Source organism: Ignavibacteriota bacterium, assembly GCA_019637995.1.
Classification (GTDB): domain Bacteria; phylum Bacteroidota; class Ignavibacteria; order Kapaibacteriales; family UBA2268; genus JANJTB01.
The window spans coordinates 243391-256523 of sequence record JAHBUQ010000004.1 but is presented as its reverse complement, the minus strand read 5'-3'; the positions used below and the strand labels follow the sequence as shown (position 1 = coordinate 256523).

General features: G+C 34.1%; 24 protein-coding genes. All 24 read right to left on the bottom strand.

Translation table 11 applies throughout. The features are described from left to right. Positions 1 to 26 precede the first annotated feature (26 nt). The 24 genes from KF896_15475 to KF896_15360 all read right to left on the bottom strand — a co-directional run bounded on the left by KF896_15475 (position 27) and on the right by KF896_15360 (position 13128). Complete coding sequence (locus tag KF896_15475; protein MBX3045112.1) at positions 27 to 422, bottom strand: hypothetical protein; 396 nt, start codon at positions 420 to 422, stop codon at positions 27 to 29. Continuing rightward, on the bottom strand, positions 422 to 2224 hold the full coding sequence (locus tag KF896_15470; protein MBX3045111.1) for a toprim domain-containing protein: 1803 nt from the start codon (positions 2222 to 2224) through the stop codon (positions 422 to 424). Before KF896_15470 ends, KF896_15475 begins: the two co-directional genes overlap by 1 nt. Positions 2225 to 2227: 3 nt before the next feature. Then, entirely contained in the window at positions 2228 to 2452 is a 225-nt protein-coding gene (locus KF896_15465) for a hypothetical protein (GenBank protein MBX3045110.1), read from the bottom strand. Between the two features lie 13 nt (positions 2453 to 2465). After that, positions 2466 to 3533: a hypothetical protein gene (locus tag KF896_15460; protein ID MBX3045109.1), complete on the bottom strand. Its 1068-nt coding sequence runs from the start codon at positions 3531 to 3533 to the stop codon at positions 2466 to 2468. Beyond that, the gene (locus KF896_15455) at positions 3530 to 3838 is read right to left on the bottom strand and encodes a hypothetical protein (GenBank protein ID MBX3045108.1); all 309 of its coding nucleotides are present in this window, start codon (positions 3836 to 3838) and stop codon (positions 3530 to 3532) included. Before KF896_15455 ends, KF896_15460 begins: the two co-directional genes overlap by 4 nt. 1 nt (position 3839) lies before the next feature. Next, entirely contained in the window at positions 3840 to 4064 is a 225-nt protein-coding gene (locus tag KF896_15450; protein ID MBX3045107.1) for a hypothetical protein, read from the bottom strand. After that, positions 4064 to 4516: a hypothetical protein gene (locus KF896_15445; protein ID MBX3045106.1), complete on the bottom strand. Its 453-nt coding sequence runs from the start codon at positions 4514 to 4516 to the stop codon at positions 4064 to 4066. Before KF896_15445 ends, KF896_15450 begins: the two co-directional genes overlap by 1 nt. A 1-nt stretch (position 4517) precedes the next feature. Further along, positions 4518 to 4883 carry a hypothetical protein gene (locus KF896_15440; protein ID MBX3045105.1) on the bottom strand — a complete coding sequence of 122 codons (366 nt, stop codon included), beginning with the start codon at positions 4881 to 4883 and terminating at the stop codon, positions 4518 to 4520. 118 nt (positions 4884 to 5001) lie between these two features. Beyond that, on the bottom strand, positions 5002 to 6264 hold the full coding sequence (locus tag KF896_15435; GenBank protein ID MBX3045104.1) for an AAA family ATPase: 1263 nt from the start codon (positions 6262 to 6264) through the stop codon (positions 5002 to 5004). Continuing rightward, on the bottom strand, positions 6245 to 6970 hold the full coding sequence (locus KF896_15430) for a hypothetical protein (protein ID MBX3045103.1): 726 nt from the start codon (positions 6968 to 6970) through the stop codon (positions 6245 to 6247). The genes KF896_15435 and KF896_15430 overlap by 20 nt, the downstream gene beginning before the upstream one ends. A gap of 9 nt (positions 6971 to 6979) precedes the next feature. Continuing rightward, positions 6980 to 7957 (bottom strand): ATP-binding protein, encoded by a 978-nt coding sequence (locus KF896_15425; protein MBX3045102.1) that lies wholly within the window; start codon positions 7955 to 7957, stop codon positions 6980 to 6982. Between the two features lie 117 nt (positions 7958 to 8074). Continuing rightward, a complete protein-coding gene (locus KF896_15420; GenBank protein ID MBX3045101.1) occupies positions 8075 to 8794 on the bottom strand; it encodes a hypothetical protein in 720 nt (239 codons plus the stop codon). Positions 8795 to 8797: 3 nt separating this feature from the next. Then, the gene (locus tag KF896_15415; GenBank protein MBX3045100.1) at positions 8798 to 9610 is read right to left on the bottom strand and encodes a ParB-like nuclease domain-containing protein; all 813 of its coding nucleotides are present in this window, start codon (positions 9608 to 9610) and stop codon (positions 8798 to 8800) included. Then, positions 9607 to 10527, bottom strand: a complete 921-nt coding sequence (locus KF896_15410) for a hypothetical protein (GenBank protein MBX3045099.1) — start codon at positions 10525 to 10527, stop codon at positions 9607 to 9609. Before KF896_15410 ends, KF896_15415 begins: the two co-directional genes overlap by 4 nt. A 4-nt stretch (positions 10528 to 10531) precedes the next feature. Further along, positions 10532 to 10768 carry a hypothetical protein gene (locus KF896_15405; GenBank protein ID MBX3045098.1) on the bottom strand — a complete coding sequence of 79 codons (237 nt, stop codon included), beginning with the start codon at positions 10766 to 10768 and terminating at the stop codon, positions 10532 to 10534. After that, on the bottom strand, positions 10762 to 11193 hold the full coding sequence (locus KF896_15400; GenBank protein ID MBX3045097.1) for a hypothetical protein: 432 nt from the start codon (positions 11191 to 11193) through the stop codon (positions 10762 to 10764). Before KF896_15400 ends, KF896_15405 begins: the two co-directional genes overlap by 7 nt. Further along, entirely contained in the window at positions 11186 to 11455 is a 270-nt protein-coding gene (locus KF896_15395; GenBank protein ID MBX3045096.1) for a hypothetical protein, read from the bottom strand. Before KF896_15395 ends, KF896_15400 begins: the two co-directional genes overlap by 8 nt. Positions 11456 to 11466: 11 nt before the next feature. Beyond that, positions 11467 to 11862, bottom strand: coding sequence for a hypothetical protein (locus KF896_15390; GenBank protein ID MBX3045095.1), 396 nt, complete (start codon positions 11860 to 11862; stop codon positions 11467 to 11469). Beyond that, positions 11862 to 12044 carry a hypothetical protein gene (locus KF896_15385; protein MBX3045094.1) on the bottom strand — a complete coding sequence of 61 codons (183 nt, stop codon included), beginning with the start codon at positions 12042 to 12044 and terminating at the stop codon, positions 11862 to 11864. The genes KF896_15390 and KF896_15385 overlap by 1 nt, the downstream gene beginning before the upstream one ends. 7 nt (positions 12045 to 12051) lie before the next feature. Beyond that, positions 12052 to 12231 (bottom strand): hypothetical protein, encoded by a 180-nt coding sequence (locus KF896_15380; protein ID MBX3045093.1) that lies wholly within the window; start codon positions 12229 to 12231, stop codon positions 12052 to 12054. 2 nt (positions 12232 to 12233) lie between these two features. Continuing rightward, positions 12234 to 12494 (bottom strand): hypothetical protein, encoded by a 261-nt coding sequence (locus KF896_15375; protein MBX3045092.1) that lies wholly within the window; start codon positions 12492 to 12494, stop codon positions 12234 to 12236. A gap of 2 nt (positions 12495 to 12496) precedes the next feature. Further along, entirely contained in the window at positions 12497 to 12709 is a 213-nt protein-coding gene (locus KF896_15370) for a hypothetical protein (GenBank protein ID MBX3045091.1), read from the bottom strand. After that, a complete protein-coding gene (locus KF896_15365; protein MBX3045090.1) occupies positions 12702 to 12935 on the bottom strand; it encodes a hypothetical protein in 234 nt (77 codons plus the stop codon). Before KF896_15365 ends, KF896_15370 begins: the two co-directional genes overlap by 8 nt. Continuing rightward, entirely contained in the window at positions 12928 to 13128 is a 201-nt protein-coding gene (locus KF896_15360) for a hypothetical protein (GenBank protein MBX3045089.1), read from the bottom strand. The genes KF896_15365 and KF896_15360 overlap by 8 nt, the downstream gene beginning before the upstream one ends. Between the last annotated feature and the right edge of the window lie 5 nt (positions 13129 to 13133).

Below are 13133 nucleotides of genomic sequence, written 5' to 3'. Positions count from 1 at the left end.
CTTATCCGATTTCGCTTGAATAATAACTATATCCTTTTTAATTCTTCTAAAAGCTCTTCCAAATTACTGATTTTAAATACAGTCATACCATATTCCTCAGCAATTTTTCTGAACTTCAACTGTGATTTCCTTTCTGCTTGTCCAGGTCGCTTTGCCTCTACAAACCAAATTTTCCCATTTCTCATGAATGCTACATCACTTATTCCGGATGATTGCTCACTTACTGGTTGAATATTCTTAATGAAATATGACCTGTAATAACGCTTTTTACCGCTCTTGTCTTCAAGTAAGAATGAACCTGAATTAAACCTGATAACAAGAAACCTTTTTGCGATTAATATATCACAGATTGTATCCTGCAAATCATGTTCTTTCAGCTTTACATATTTTTGCCTGAATTCCTGTGCTGTTATTATTTCCATCAGAATGGTACTCCTTCATCTTTATTTGCATGCTCTTCATATTGATAATTTATACCTTGACTAATCCATTCAAGATAGTTGTCTTCATCTTCAGAACCCTTTTCAGCAAACCTTTGAGACTTATGTACAAAGTCAAATTTTACAACTCCGGTATGCCCCATGAATTTGTGCTTTACTTTTTCGATATGTACATTCGTACTTTTCGTATAGGTAAAGTCTTCTGAGAAGTCACGGTAAACTGATATTCCGATTTCAGCTTTATTATACCAGTTAGCAGATCCGGAAATATCATAAAGAGTTGGTATCTCATACTTTTTAGATTCTTTCAATCGTCTCATTTTTGCCGGATGTGCTACAAGAAATAAACATAATCCATAATTACGTTCAAAATATGTCAGTTTATTGAGTATCTTCTTGGTATATTCTGTTTCTGTATCTTTGCCATAATCATGCTCTATAGCGTTCCATGGGTCAATCACAAGTCCTTTTATACCCTGCTTTAGTACCAAATAACTCGCTGCATCAAGTATCTTATCCAAAGTATAATCTTCATCTTTGGGTTGAATGAAGAATATGTTGTTATTTATCCAGTCCAGGGCTTTTTCCATATCTTCAATAGACATCTGATTGTTATATGTAGGTAGCATTGGACCGCCAACTATGATTTCTACTAATCGCTGTAAATGTATCTCGATTTTTCCATTTTCAGGTGAAAAGAAACCAAATTTCCAGTTATTCCTTATCGCTAAACGAATAACCAAATGGTCAAGAAAATTGCTCTTGCCGTGACTTGGTATTCCGGTAACAACACACAATAGACTATCAAAAAATCTTAAATGGTCATCAAAATTATACCAGCCGGACTTAACACCGTTCGGATAACCATTTTCGTAAATATCCTTTAGCTCGTCAAGTCTTGTATTTGCATAATGGACACCTTCAACTGGATAAGGTTCTGCTGTTAAAACACAATTCATTAAGTCAGTCGAACCGAATTTCATCAGAACTTCATTAGCATCTTTACAACCTGACGGAAATCTTACTATCCAGCACCTTGATTTACCAAGTCTGCGTGCAAGTTCTTCTCTAAGTCTTATACCCGGTCCGTCATTATCCGTTGCAAGATAGATTTTTTTCATATCCTTGAAATACTCAGTACAGTTATCCAAATATTCGAGCTTTGTATTGATATTCTTAGTCTCCGGATTGATACCACCGTCAGGTACTGACACAGCATTTTTATAACCGGCTACTTCGAAACTCAAAGCGTCAATCTCTCCCTCAGTTATAATACACTCTTTCTCGTTTTTAATATCATTCAGCTTGAAAAATACCTTAGTTGCACCACCAATTTGGAAGAATTTTTTATCATGAGTTCGATACTTACAGTTTACAATCTCATCATCTACTAAGTAATTGAATGCTATACAATTCTCGTTTTTATTCTTTTCAGGCACATAAGCATTTTCAAGGGTGATATGATTTCTGTCAATAACTGCTTTACCGATTTTTCTTTTATCGAAGAACTCATACAACTTTTGGAATTTATCCGGCTTTGCTAAAACACTTTTTTTGACAACCGGCTTGAAAACCACTTTCTGCTCATTTTCTCTTTTCAGTCCGCCTGACCAACCACAACGGTGACAAAACCAAGTACCTTTGTCCACATTTACAGCTAAATCTTTATCTCTGGCACTTCCCGGGCTTTTATATGGCTTCTTAATTGGACATTGAGGGCAGTGTACTTTTTGCTCACCTGTGCCATGATTAATTTCAATTCTGTAATCTCTGAAAGTTTCCATTTATCACACCACCATAGAAATATCGCCAACCGACAAATGATAATAATTCAGGATTTCAGACGGCATCCAGTTGTTTCTTTTGTGCTTCCTGCCTATGCATGTCAGAAATTCCTTGAAATCTCTTTCAGACATCTGATATTTTGATATTAGGCTATAAGCATATTCAAGCCTCGGCAAGTATTTACTGTCTTCATCAAGCAAATTCTGCTCAGGAAATAACACTGCCATAAATGCTCTAAACTCAATTTCCTGTTTCTGCAATTTCTTTGACAAATTTTCGCATTTCATCGCGGTTGAATCCGCTTGTTCCATTTTGTTTTCCATTTTTACTCCGGTTAATAATTGAAATAATTTGATTATACTGTGTGGCTATATGAGTTGGCGACATGCTCTCATAATGCCATTTATCCGGTATTTTCAGACAATCCTTGAAGAAATTAGTTATTTCTCCTTTGGCAATATCTGTTGGCATTTCAGGAAATTTCTGCTTGAAGATATTTGCTATTTTACCGATGTATCGCTTCTCCTTACCGGAATCTATTAACTCAAATGGGAAACCTCTGGATTTTTCATACTCCGCACAAAAGACTTCAAGAAGATTATCAATATAATTTTTGGGTGGAGAAGCACCGGCGATAGCCGGAATTTCTTTTTCTTTTTTCTTGATTTTTTCTTTTTCTTTCTCTTCTTCTCTTCCTTCTTCTATCTTCTTACTTCTATCTTCATACTTCATACTTCTTAATTGTGTCGTTTGAATGCCATTTGAATCAGTTTGAATATCATTTGAATTGCATTTATCATCATTTGAATATGATTCAATTCCATTTGAATTGATTTGAATAGTATTCAAATCGGTTTGAATGTCATTCGGCAAGATATGATTTGCTTTGTTGTTGATTATAAATGATTTACATTCATTTGAAAGGATTTCATTTACAATCAAATCTTCAATTATCAATTCAAAAAATTCCGTACTACGAATTTTTTCCGGCAATGCACTAAGAAGATTTTTCACTGCTATTAACATCTTACCAAATAAACTTTGATTTTTAAGAAAATTTCTTAGCAGTATATATCCATTTTCAAATACCAATTTTCCGTCTTCTTCAAATCTTTCTAAATGAATTCTTACTTCATCTTTTGAAAAACCGGTGTCATATGACATTCTTGTAATTGATATTTCATACATCCCTATCAAATTACATTTCGGATTAGTTATCAGATACAAATAAAAATATCTTTGCAAAGGACTTAAATCGGAGATATAATCATCTTCCCAAAAATCTGTATTTACTGACCTTAATTTCATATTATCATTCTCCTGTCTATATAGTGGTTTTCAATCGCCTTTTGAGCCCGCTGAAATTTATGCTTAAATTTAGTATTATATTTTCTGTAATCTTTGGCTTTCTTTATGCTGTTGACAACAGTAGTATGATGCCTTTTAATCATATTACCGATTTCCACCAGAGTTAATCCTGTGTAATTACGAAGAAGATATACTGTAATATGCCTGGCATCAACCAAATCATATTTTCTGCTTCGTGATTTAATCTGGTCTGTTTTAAATCCAAGAACTTCAGAAATAAGACTAAATATCTCATACTCATTCATTTCAGTTTCTCCGATAATTTAAAATTGTTCTGAATTGTTCAGCTATTTTAGTAGCGGATTCGTGACTTGATGCTACTGCAATAGGTTGATAATCCATTGAAATATGGTCTATAGCAAGCTTGAAATTTTCTTTCAATCTGTCAAATAGTGGTTGCACATGAATAGCATTCTGCTTAACTGAATATTCGACTACAAAAATTTCAGTTTCTATCAATTGGGTGTCCATTATGCCCCCTTATTGAAAAGATTTGGTTCTTCCTGCCGGAGACCTTCATAAAAACTCTTAGCTTCAAATATCAATTTCTCTATAACATTATCACAACCTTCCGGTAAAGCTGGTCCATCTGTTTCAGATTGCATTGGTAATAGCGGAGTATTAAAATTGAAAGCACGCCCAATGTCGTCAAGTTTCTTTGTGCAGGTAATGATTACACTTTCTCCGGATTCTTTATGGCTAATAGATACCGATGTGATGGAAGAATCCGCCATATATCCTTCCGGCAAACTAAGGATTTCTTCTACATAAGGTTTCAAATCATCAAAACATTGCTTAAAGCTCGGAAGAGGCAAATCTTTTGATGTGAACTCACGAATTTCTTTATCATCTTGAATCTGAGTATTTGATTTTATATGAAGCTCTACCTGAGTTCCGTCATATTTAATTTTTGTAAATTGCATTTTAATTCTCCAATAGTTCAGGATTTTCATAAATATTGCCGATAATTTCCCATTCTGAAAATTCGTGATACAATGGGAATGCTAAACTTTCATTTCTGTTATGTACACAATAGCCATCTTTCATATATTCAACTGCTCCGATAAAATCTTGCGGGATAAGAGTGTAAATCTCGTCATAACTTATTATCACTATATCACCTTCATAAATATCATCTCCGTTCTTATCTTTAAGACCGGTATATTGCATAAGAGCCACATCTTTTTTGCCAAGCCACTCATAAGTTGAGATTGGACCGGATAAGTCAACAGGATTAAGCATAGTTTTAGAATCTTCATTCCAAGCTCTGAATTTAATAACTCTATTCATAATTTTTCTCCAATAAAAACCGGCACGGACAGGATTCGAACCTGCAAAGAGTCATCACTGGATTGAACCCAATTATCTGCCTTACCATTTCGAGCCACCGTGCCGTTATCATAATTAATTAGTTAGTTGAAATAGTTAGTTCATCGTTCGTTACTTTTGTACCGATTATTTGCAGTCCGGAATTAATTGCCGTTTCAACAAATAACTGATATGTAATGTCATCAAATTTCTCGAAACCGTCTATACAGATAATTCCAAGTTCTCCGGCTCTTAGTTTTGCCACTTCAAAAGCAATCTCAATTTGCTTAGCAGTATTAACCCTGTCAAAAGCTACTCCGTCAAAATAGATTTCTCCTTCCCTGATTTCCAAACCCTTGATTGGCAAATTATTCAAAAGTTCTTCTTTCAATGATTCGATTGATTTCAGTACATGATTCAAATATTCAGTTGCCTTTTCTGCTGCAGATATTTCAGAAGAATATTGATTTATCAATTCTTTAGTTTTCATAGCAGAACCGGCACTTTTCATTTGCTCCTGTAAACGACTGATTTTATCATTCAAAGGTTGATATTTTTCTGAAAAATCATTGTTAAGTTTTTCAGTTAAATTTTCTTTTTCAGAATAAATTTCCTTCTGTCTTTGCTCATATTCCTGTCGTAATTTTTCAAGTTTTTCATTAGCATCGTTGTTAATCTTTTGCAAATACCCTAATTTTTTCTGCTCCATATTTTGTTTTTGTTCCTGAGCTGACTGTAGTTCACTTTCAATTGCCCGCGGGTCACAGTCAATATCCGAAATTGAATCTTGCAATTGCTTTACCGCAGATTGCTTTTCTTTGATAATTCTGTTATTAACAGTTCTGCTGTCATAAATTACTTTATGCTGTGCAGCCAGAACATCAAAAGCATTATTTGAAGTATCACTAACTAAATATTCTGTTTTGTCCATGAGAATATCGAGCAATTTTTCAGTTCCTATTTTTACCGGAAGTACTTCGAGCAGTGCAGAAGTTCTTTTCTTCTTATCGGAAAGTATAAACTCTACCGGATTTACACTTAGAATATCATATAGATTATCAATAAAACTTTGAGGTTTGTCCAGCTTTACGCCATTATTTTTGACTGTTAAATCTGACTTGCCGTTTTTGATGCGTTTTATAAGCTCTATGCCATTATCAAAGCATAGCACTATTTCACCCTCTTTAGCTCCATTATGGAGAAGCGTGGCATCATTTCCACCTTTGAGTGCTGCTTTAACTGCCTCGATGACAGAAGTTTTACCCTGACCATTTTTACCGCTAATTTCGGTAAATTGTCCGGCATTAAATTCAAGTTGCTTTATGCCTAAAACATTAAGCAGTTTAATTTGATTGATTCGCATGATTTAATCCTTTTGGTTTAAAATATTGTTGAAGTTTTCTTAATTTTATATAAGCTACAAAATTCTCAAGAAGGTTCATTATGTCTATGTGCATTCCGGTATAAGGGCTGAAATAAAAGTCGTGAACTCCTTTCAGAATAATTCCAATTTTACTACTGTCATATAATTGAAATACCATGTACCGGAAAATATCCGATTCAAACATATCAAGATAATATCTCCATTGGTACGATTTTGAGTAATATTCATACTGAAATGTTCCCCAAGTCGTTTTGATGTCAATTGTCATATTACCAACTAATTGGTCAGCCATACCAACTACTTCGACTTCTTCTCCGTGTGGTAGCTTATAAATCTTAGTAGTCTTCACTTCAAATGGATATTCATGATTAAAAAGTGGTAACACCCTTTCTTTTATCATAGAATAGTCATATTCGTAGCCACGAGAGATATATAAGTTTCTTTCCGGATTATAACATTTCTCAGGATTTTCAATTATGTTATGGAAAGCCGTCCCCTTCTCCATAGAAGGAGTAGGGACAAACTCACCTGTTAACCTTTGAATAAATTTACTTTCCTGATATTGCTCAATTGACATTAATTCTACTTCAGGTGATTCAAGATATTCAGTTACTAATGTATCTGAAATACCTTCTGATATGAATTTCCTGAATGCATCAATTGTTGTTACTGATATTCTTAACATTTTTACACCTTACTCGAAATTGAAGTCATCGTCTGAAGAACTAACCGGTTCAAGTAATTCTACTGCCGCAACCGGAGCCGGTTTAAAGAATTTCTTCTTTTCAGGGTCGAATTCAAGATTAAGCTCACCGGCTCTTACTTTCATTCTTTCCCACAACTGCTTTTTGACACCATTTTTGATTTGGGACATTTCATTCATTAGTTCATGTAAACTGTCAGCATTATTGGATTTAAGTATCCTGTCTGCAAATATCTTAATATCTTGTACAGCCTGTGCCTGATTATCAGCACTTAGTTGCATTGCTTTTCTCATCTGCTCAAATATACCTGCAAAGAAATTACTGCCATGCTCCGATTCTTCCCTGAAATCCGGTAATTTAATTATACCGAATTTTCCGGTTACTTTACCTTCGTTTAAGTCCGTAGGATTAAAATTTACAGTTCTTTGGTTATTAATCATTCTCATATAACCGATATAATCAGATGTGCTGGCTACTATATCACGTGAACCTCCTGTTATCTTTGGTATGGTTCGTTGAACTCCATTCTGCTCTTCGGTTGTAGAATGAGCTATGAGAACCACATTCTTATTCATATTCTTGATTCTGTTTAAGAATAATTCGAACTCATCTTTCATTCTGCCGTACATCTGAAGCTTATTAGTCTTCATTTTGTAATCACTGTCTTCAATATAAATACGGATATATTTAAGACAGTTGTCAACCGTGTCAATGACTATAGTATCATAATCGGCAAGCATTTCGTCAAATTTAGCAAAAGAGCTTGTTATTTCAGTCCATTTACTAATTCTTACGATGTCTTTACCTGTTCTGAACTCACATCTTTGAACTCCGCCGTCGAAGTCAAACAGAATTGGCTTTGATGATGATAAAGCCGTAGATGTTTTTCCTGCTCCCGGTTCTCCGTATAATAGGGCTACTATACCGGAAATTTTAATTTTTTCGCCCTTTTCAATTTTAAAACCCATTTTAAAAACTCCTGTTGATAATTATATTTGTGCAATTAATTAATATTTCTTACTTTTGAACTTTCGATTTCGCATGATTTATTCAATCCCCTGTGTTTTATTTAGCAGGGGATTTTTTTATACACACATTTTTTCATAATCGTAATTCAAACTCCTTAATTCTTCATCAGTTGCGACTTGTTCTAATTCACAACTGAGACAGTTTTCGTAATATTCATAGTGATAATCATGATTTGTTTCGTAATCAGGATAAAGTTCCTGTACAGTAGAAATCAATTCTTTGACAGCGATGTTAATTGATTTTAAGATGTGCTTCTTTTCATAAACAATATCACTGATGATATTCTGATTACTATATGATATATCAATACTGCTCGCTGCTTCGGAAATTAAATTTACATCGTAAAAATAGTTCTTCAGCAAGCTTTCCATATTATCCGGTTTCTCTTGAACATTTTTGATTATGTCTGCTAAGAATTCGGTTAATGAAGCATTTAACATTTTATCATGAAGTTTTTGAATATCCTGATAAATTTGTGAAAGCACTTTTACTATATCTTTGCTGACCTTAACTCCATTATCTGAGAGAATATTACATACATTCTCGGGACCATCTTTGTAAAGATTATTGAGATTGTAGTTATTGAGATATTCAAGTTCCGGAATTGGTTGATTATACCAGAATCTTTCTTTGTATTTGAAAGAATTCTCATTATCAACTTTCAGTCTGTTAGTATTGACATAATTAATAACTTCATCCGGAGAACCTACCATCTTATCATTTGTCAAATCTCCCCAGTTAAATCCCATGAAAGCTATTTTGATATTCTTTTTCATGATTTACCTCTGTCTTAAAATAAATGTTCTTAAAACTTTAACTATCTGCTCACATCTTGGTGATACAGACTTGTAAGCATTGAGCAAGTTAAGCAAATCGTTTTTTAAATCTTCTAGGTCTTTGTCTTTTTCACGTTCTGTAAAATCCGTTTGCAAAGTTTCTTCAGCATGTCCGCCGTTCCAATTTTGATTTGAGCTTGTTTCTGCTTTGCTGTAATCGTTTTTTGAAACATAGTCATTGAAATCTTCATCTTCGCCTTCTTCTTTCGGCTCTGCTCGTTTCTTGCCGATATTCGTTACATTCATTTGAGCTGGTTTACCGGTCTTATGATGTATGAATGTTCTGGGTTCGGATTCCATACTCAAAACGTTTTGAGTATCAATTGTTAATTCCCTTCTGACTGCACTTACATAAGCCTGAGATAAATGACAAATCTCTGCTATTTTACCATCTGAATATTCTTTCCACTCATCATCATTAAGCAAAGTCAAAACCGCTTTCCTTTTGTCTGCATTAGTGCGTTTTAGTCCATGAACTGAGTTAGCTGAACATGCAAGAAGAATAGCGTCCCGCTCTGTGCCTTCGATTATCTCACATTCGACTTCAGAAATTAACGCTTTGATATGAGCAAAATAACGATGATAACCGTCTGTTATATAATAATTTGTAGAATCAAAAACAACAGTCAGAGGTGGGAATTTTACTCCCTGACGCATTAATTCAGCATATTCTTCAACCGTTTCGTAATCCAGCTTCTCACGGTTCTGAAATCTTCTGTCTTTAACCAAATCGTTAATGTTGATTTTCTTAATCATAACATCTGGATTCCTTCTGATAAAGAGTATTTAATGGTTTTTACATTCCTGTCAATTCTGTAATAATAAAAATACTTAAAGCATATACCGATTAATTCTCGCGTGCTAATGGTATTGGCTTTTTTGTTACGGCTGTTATTTTTATAAACCAAGTATTCCCTTAATTTTGTCATCATATCATTTCTGTAATACTGCCCATCTCTATAAAGCTCTCCGGTATTGAGATACTCAACAAATTCAGCAGCTTTTTTTCCATATTTACTTGTCAGGATATAGTAAATAAATGAATAAGTAGTATCATAACCAAGATTTCTGTTTACCGCTCCGATAAAATTATGTAAATTCGGATGGTCATAATATGCCTGCTCAATATCCTTATTGGTAATTATATTTCTATCAGTTGCCGGATTATTATTTTCCGGATTTGAAAACAGAATTCCTCTTTGATATGCAATAACAGTGCGAAGTATAATCGCCATTTTAGTAGAATTTTTCACTTTCAATATTGAAAGAACATCAGCGGCACTTCTTGTTTTACCTGTATCAATCACATCAAAAGTATCTCTGTTAATACCAAAAGCAATTTCCATTTCTGTTGGTATGCCGGATAATATTATTGCCTGCAATCTGTGCTGACCGTCAAGTAAAGTAAAATCGTCGGCAAATTTGATTGTATCGCCGGTTAGTTGCCACTTCCTTTCTTTAATTTGCTTAGCGTAATAACTAACTCTTCTTTGATTCAATGACCTGTTGGTATCATTATTAAAAAGCAAACCGCCTGCTAATTCCGGAGTGATATTAACAATTGCATTAATGCGGATATTTAACAGATTTTGTTTTAAGTCGTTATACTTAATATCTGTTTCAAATTTTGTCAATTTCTCTTTTAGTATATTAAGCAATTCTTCTTTCTGCATGATTTTATCTCCAATTCTTGATTAATAAAATGATGAATGCTAATGTAGCCATACCAATTATTCCAAGTTCAATAAATCGTTTTTCATTCCTGAAAATATACCAATATAAATGGGGTCTTATCGGCAAAGCTACCGGTTTAAAAGCGGGGGTTCGACTTAATTTCAAATGTTTAACTTTTTCCAGGAGTGTGCCGAACCCTTGCTCCGCTAAATCTATCTTTAATTTTAATCTGTCTAACATAGTTCTTCTTCCTCTGTTAGTTGATCTTCCATAACCTCGAAATATGGCTTTGTATCAACTCTCAAACCTAACTTCTCAATTATTGGCATTAGTTCATTATCTTCTACTTCTTTACCACCATTAAAGCTCCCAAAGTGGTCATACCAATACCTCATATCCGAGAAATTAAATCTCCATGTTGCAAATTTTGGGATACAATTTTTTACAAGGAAAACTAAGCTGTTTAAATCCCCTTGCTTAAACTCTCCAATAATTTCTACTTCAGCTCCAATTTCGTCTTTAACAAAATTTATGAAGTCTGAATATTCTTCCTGCTTAATTATAAGTCCTGCCCATATACATATCAGATGACCTTCGTGATTATTCCAGTCACTTTCTTCTGAAAACCATAAGCTTTTACCTTCCGGATTGATTGTTTTAAGCATTTCTTACCCCATTGATAGTGTTCCAACTTTTAATTAGATTTCCGAAATCTTTCTCTTCCATGGATATTAGTTTCTCCAACTTGTTTTTCCATGTCCTCAAGTACTCAACCTGTACTTCTTCAATGAATTCCGCATATCCGGCGGACTTCAGACTTTCATCAGACACATTTATTCCTGTGTCATGAGAATTTAACAGCACTACTATTGATGCTGCTTTTTGTTCAAACAGAGAATACAATTCTCTTTTTTCTTTGGTATTCATAGGATAAATCCTTATTTTTGTGAAAAATTATTTGTAATTCTCTTGCCGTGATTTTTCGTACTCTTTGCGGCAAGAGTTTTTTTTTGGTCTTCCAGAGCAATTATGGTATCAAGATTATCAAACCATTCATCCGGAATTGTTCTTACTTTGCGGTTACCGGTGAAACTGCTGTAATCATTTTTTGAAGTATTTTTAATATGACCTGCCATTTCAATAGCTTCTTGTCTTGTAGCTTCTGTCAGAGCAATCTTTTCAGCTTTCAGAAATCCATCTATAGAGTATTTCTTTCTGCTTCCAACGATTTGCACATGCTCAAGCCAGCCATTACGAATCCATTCGTGAAGAGTGGTTCTTCCGGTCTTGGTTTCTCTTGAAAGTTCGGCAATATTAAATCTACGGTAATCCATTATAGCATTTCTGATAATCTTTGGCAATTGTCTAAATAAGTTATTTCACTGTCAAAGTCTGATTCCAAACTTCTACGGCAATCTTCAATCATCTCTATTTGCCTTTCATTAAGTAAATCTTTACTTATCCACTCAATAAAGATGTCGAATTTTTCTAATGCAATTTGTTTATTGTTTTTCATGTCATTCTCAGTTTAAAAGTCCAACATGACTTAAACCTGCTTTAACAAGCTGCAATAAAGCATTAGGTATAGTGCGGTCTTCCTGCTCAGCATAAGTCTTCACCAGCTTTTCAATCTGGGGATTTCTTGGCACTGACAAGTATTTAACTGTACTACCTTTTTTCTTTTTTTTGGTTTGCAATTCCATTACTAATTAACCTCATTTATTGTTACAAAAACTCTGTTATTTCTCATATAGTTATCACAATGCTTTGCAAGTTCTCCGATGATGATACTTCCTACCGGAAAGGGATTTTCTGCTTCGGCACGTCTGCTTAATTCAACTGCGATTGAGTGAATACACTCGTCCCAGTTCTCCGGAACTTCTGCCCGGTAGATATGTCCAACCAACTGCTCGGCTAATACTTTTCCGGCTTTGGTTGTATATGTTGTTTCGATTTCGTTTTGCATGATTATGCTCCTATTGATACTGATAATTTTGATTTGTGACTTTTTCTGTGCTTATTTGCATTCGGACAAGTCGCAAAATGTGATTTGTGAATATCCTTATCAAATGAAACATCATTGTCTCCAACGCTTTCTGAATCTACCGGCATCAAATGCCCTTTATGTGTTTTCAGAAACTTAATAGCCTGACCGCAACTGCGACACCTTGAATTATTCATGATTTTCTCCAGAACTTAGTTCAAAAATTGTATCATCCATAGTTACCATCGAGCCACCTAAATATTCGTGCTCATTGAGTATTGCTGTTTGGATATGAACATACCAATAACTCTTGGCACGTTCTTTAGTCATACCTTTAGGCAGAATGTCTTTGGCTTCTTCGAGCAATTCGAGAATTTGCTCTTTAATTTCAGTCAGTCTTTCGACTATTTGGGAATTATTCATATTCTTCTCCTGAATTATTTGGGAAATATTCTTCATATGCAGCATCAATTAAAGCAGATATTAGTCTGGTTTGGGAAGCAGTATTTGTTCTTTTCATCAAAAGATTTAATCTTTTTCGATGAACTTTTGCAAGTTCTAAAACCATTCTTGGCTTTTGTAGATTTTTTTCAATATTTTTTTTGGATATTAACATAACTA

Bases quoted from the DNA above. Each gene is read 5' to 3' on its own strand.
- KF896_15475 (MBX3045112.1), bottom strand. From the start codon at position 422: ATGGAAATAATAACAGCACAGGAATTCAGGCAAAAATATGTAAAGCTG.
- KF896_15470 (MBX3045111.1), bottom strand. From the start codon at position 2,224: ATGGAAACTTTCAGAGATTACAGAATTGAAATTAATCATGGCACAGGT.
- KF896_15465 (MBX3045110.1), bottom strand. From the start codon at position 2,452: ATGGCAGTGTTATTTCCTGAGCAGAATTTGCTTGATGAAGACAGTAAA.
- KF896_15460 (MBX3045109.1), bottom strand. From the start codon at position 3,533: ATGAAATTAAGGTCAGTAAATACAGATTTTTGGGAAGATGATTATATC.
- KF896_15455 (MBX3045108.1), bottom strand. From the start codon at position 3,838: ATGAATGAGTATGAGATATTTAGTCTTATTTCTGAAGTTCTTGGATTT.
- KF896_15450 (MBX3045107.1), bottom strand. From the start codon at position 4,064: ATGGACACCCAATTGATAGAAACTGAAATTTTTGTAGTCGAATATTCA.
- KF896_15445 (MBX3045106.1), bottom strand. From the start codon at position 4,516: ATGCAATTTACAAAAATTAAATATGACGGAACTCAGGTAGAGCTTCAT.
- KF896_15440 (MBX3045105.1), bottom strand. From the start codon at position 4,883: ATGAATAGAGTTATTAAATTCAGAGCTTGGAATGAAGATTCTAAAACT.
- KF896_15435 (MBX3045104.1), bottom strand. From the start codon at position 6,264: ATGCGAATCAATCAAATTAAACTGCTTAATGTTTTAGGCATAAAGCAA.
- KF896_15430 (MBX3045103.1), bottom strand. From the start codon at position 6,970: ATGTTAAGAATATCAGTAACAACAATTGATGCATTCAGGAAATTCATA.
- KF896_15425 (MBX3045102.1), bottom strand. From the start codon at position 7,957: ATGGGTTTTAAAATTGAAAAGGGCGAAAAAATTAAAATTTCCGGTATA.
- KF896_15420 (MBX3045101.1), bottom strand. From the start codon at position 8,794: ATGAAAAAGAATATCAAAATAGCTTTCATGGGATTTAACTGGGGAGAT.
- KF896_15415 (MBX3045100.1), bottom strand. From the start codon at position 9,610: ATGATTAAGAAAATCAACATTAACGATTTGGTTAAAGACAGAAGATTT.
- KF896_15410 (MBX3045099.1), bottom strand. From the start codon at position 10,527: ATGCAGAAAGAAGAATTGCTTAATATACTAAAAGAGAAATTGACAAAA.
- KF896_15405 (MBX3045098.1), bottom strand. From the start codon at position 10,768: ATGTTAGACAGATTAAAATTAAAGATAGATTTAGCGGAGCAAGGGTTC.
- KF896_15400 (MBX3045097.1), bottom strand. From the start codon at position 11,193: ATGCTTAAAACAATCAATCCGGAAGGTAAAAGCTTATGGTTTTCAGAA.
- KF896_15395 (MBX3045096.1), bottom strand. From the start codon at position 11,455: ATGAATACCAAAGAAAAAAGAGAATTGTATTCTCTGTTTGAACAAAAA.
- KF896_15390 (MBX3045095.1), bottom strand. From the start codon at position 11,862: ATGGATTACCGTAGATTTAATATTGCCGAACTTTCAAGAGAAACCAAG.
- KF896_15385 (MBX3045094.1), bottom strand. From the start codon at position 12,044: ATGAAAAACAATAAACAAATTGCATTAGAAAAATTCGACATCTTTATT.
- KF896_15380 (MBX3045093.1), bottom strand. From the start codon at position 12,231: ATGGAATTGCAAACCAAAAAAAAGAAAAAAGGTAGTACAGTTAAATAC.
- KF896_15375 (MBX3045092.1), bottom strand. From the start codon at position 12,494: ATGCAAAACGAAATCGAAACAACATATACAACCAAAGCCGGAAAAGTA.
- KF896_15370 (MBX3045091.1), bottom strand. From the start codon at position 12,709: ATGAATAATTCAAGGTGTCGCAGTTGCGGTCAGGCTATTAAGTTTCTG.
- KF896_15365 (MBX3045090.1), bottom strand. From the start codon at position 12,935: ATGAATAATTCCCAAATAGTCGAAAGACTGACTGAAATTAAAGAGCAA.
- KF896_15360 (MBX3045089.1), bottom strand. From the start codon at position 13,128: ATGTTAATATCCAAAAAAAATATTGAAAAAAATCTACAAAAGCCAAGA.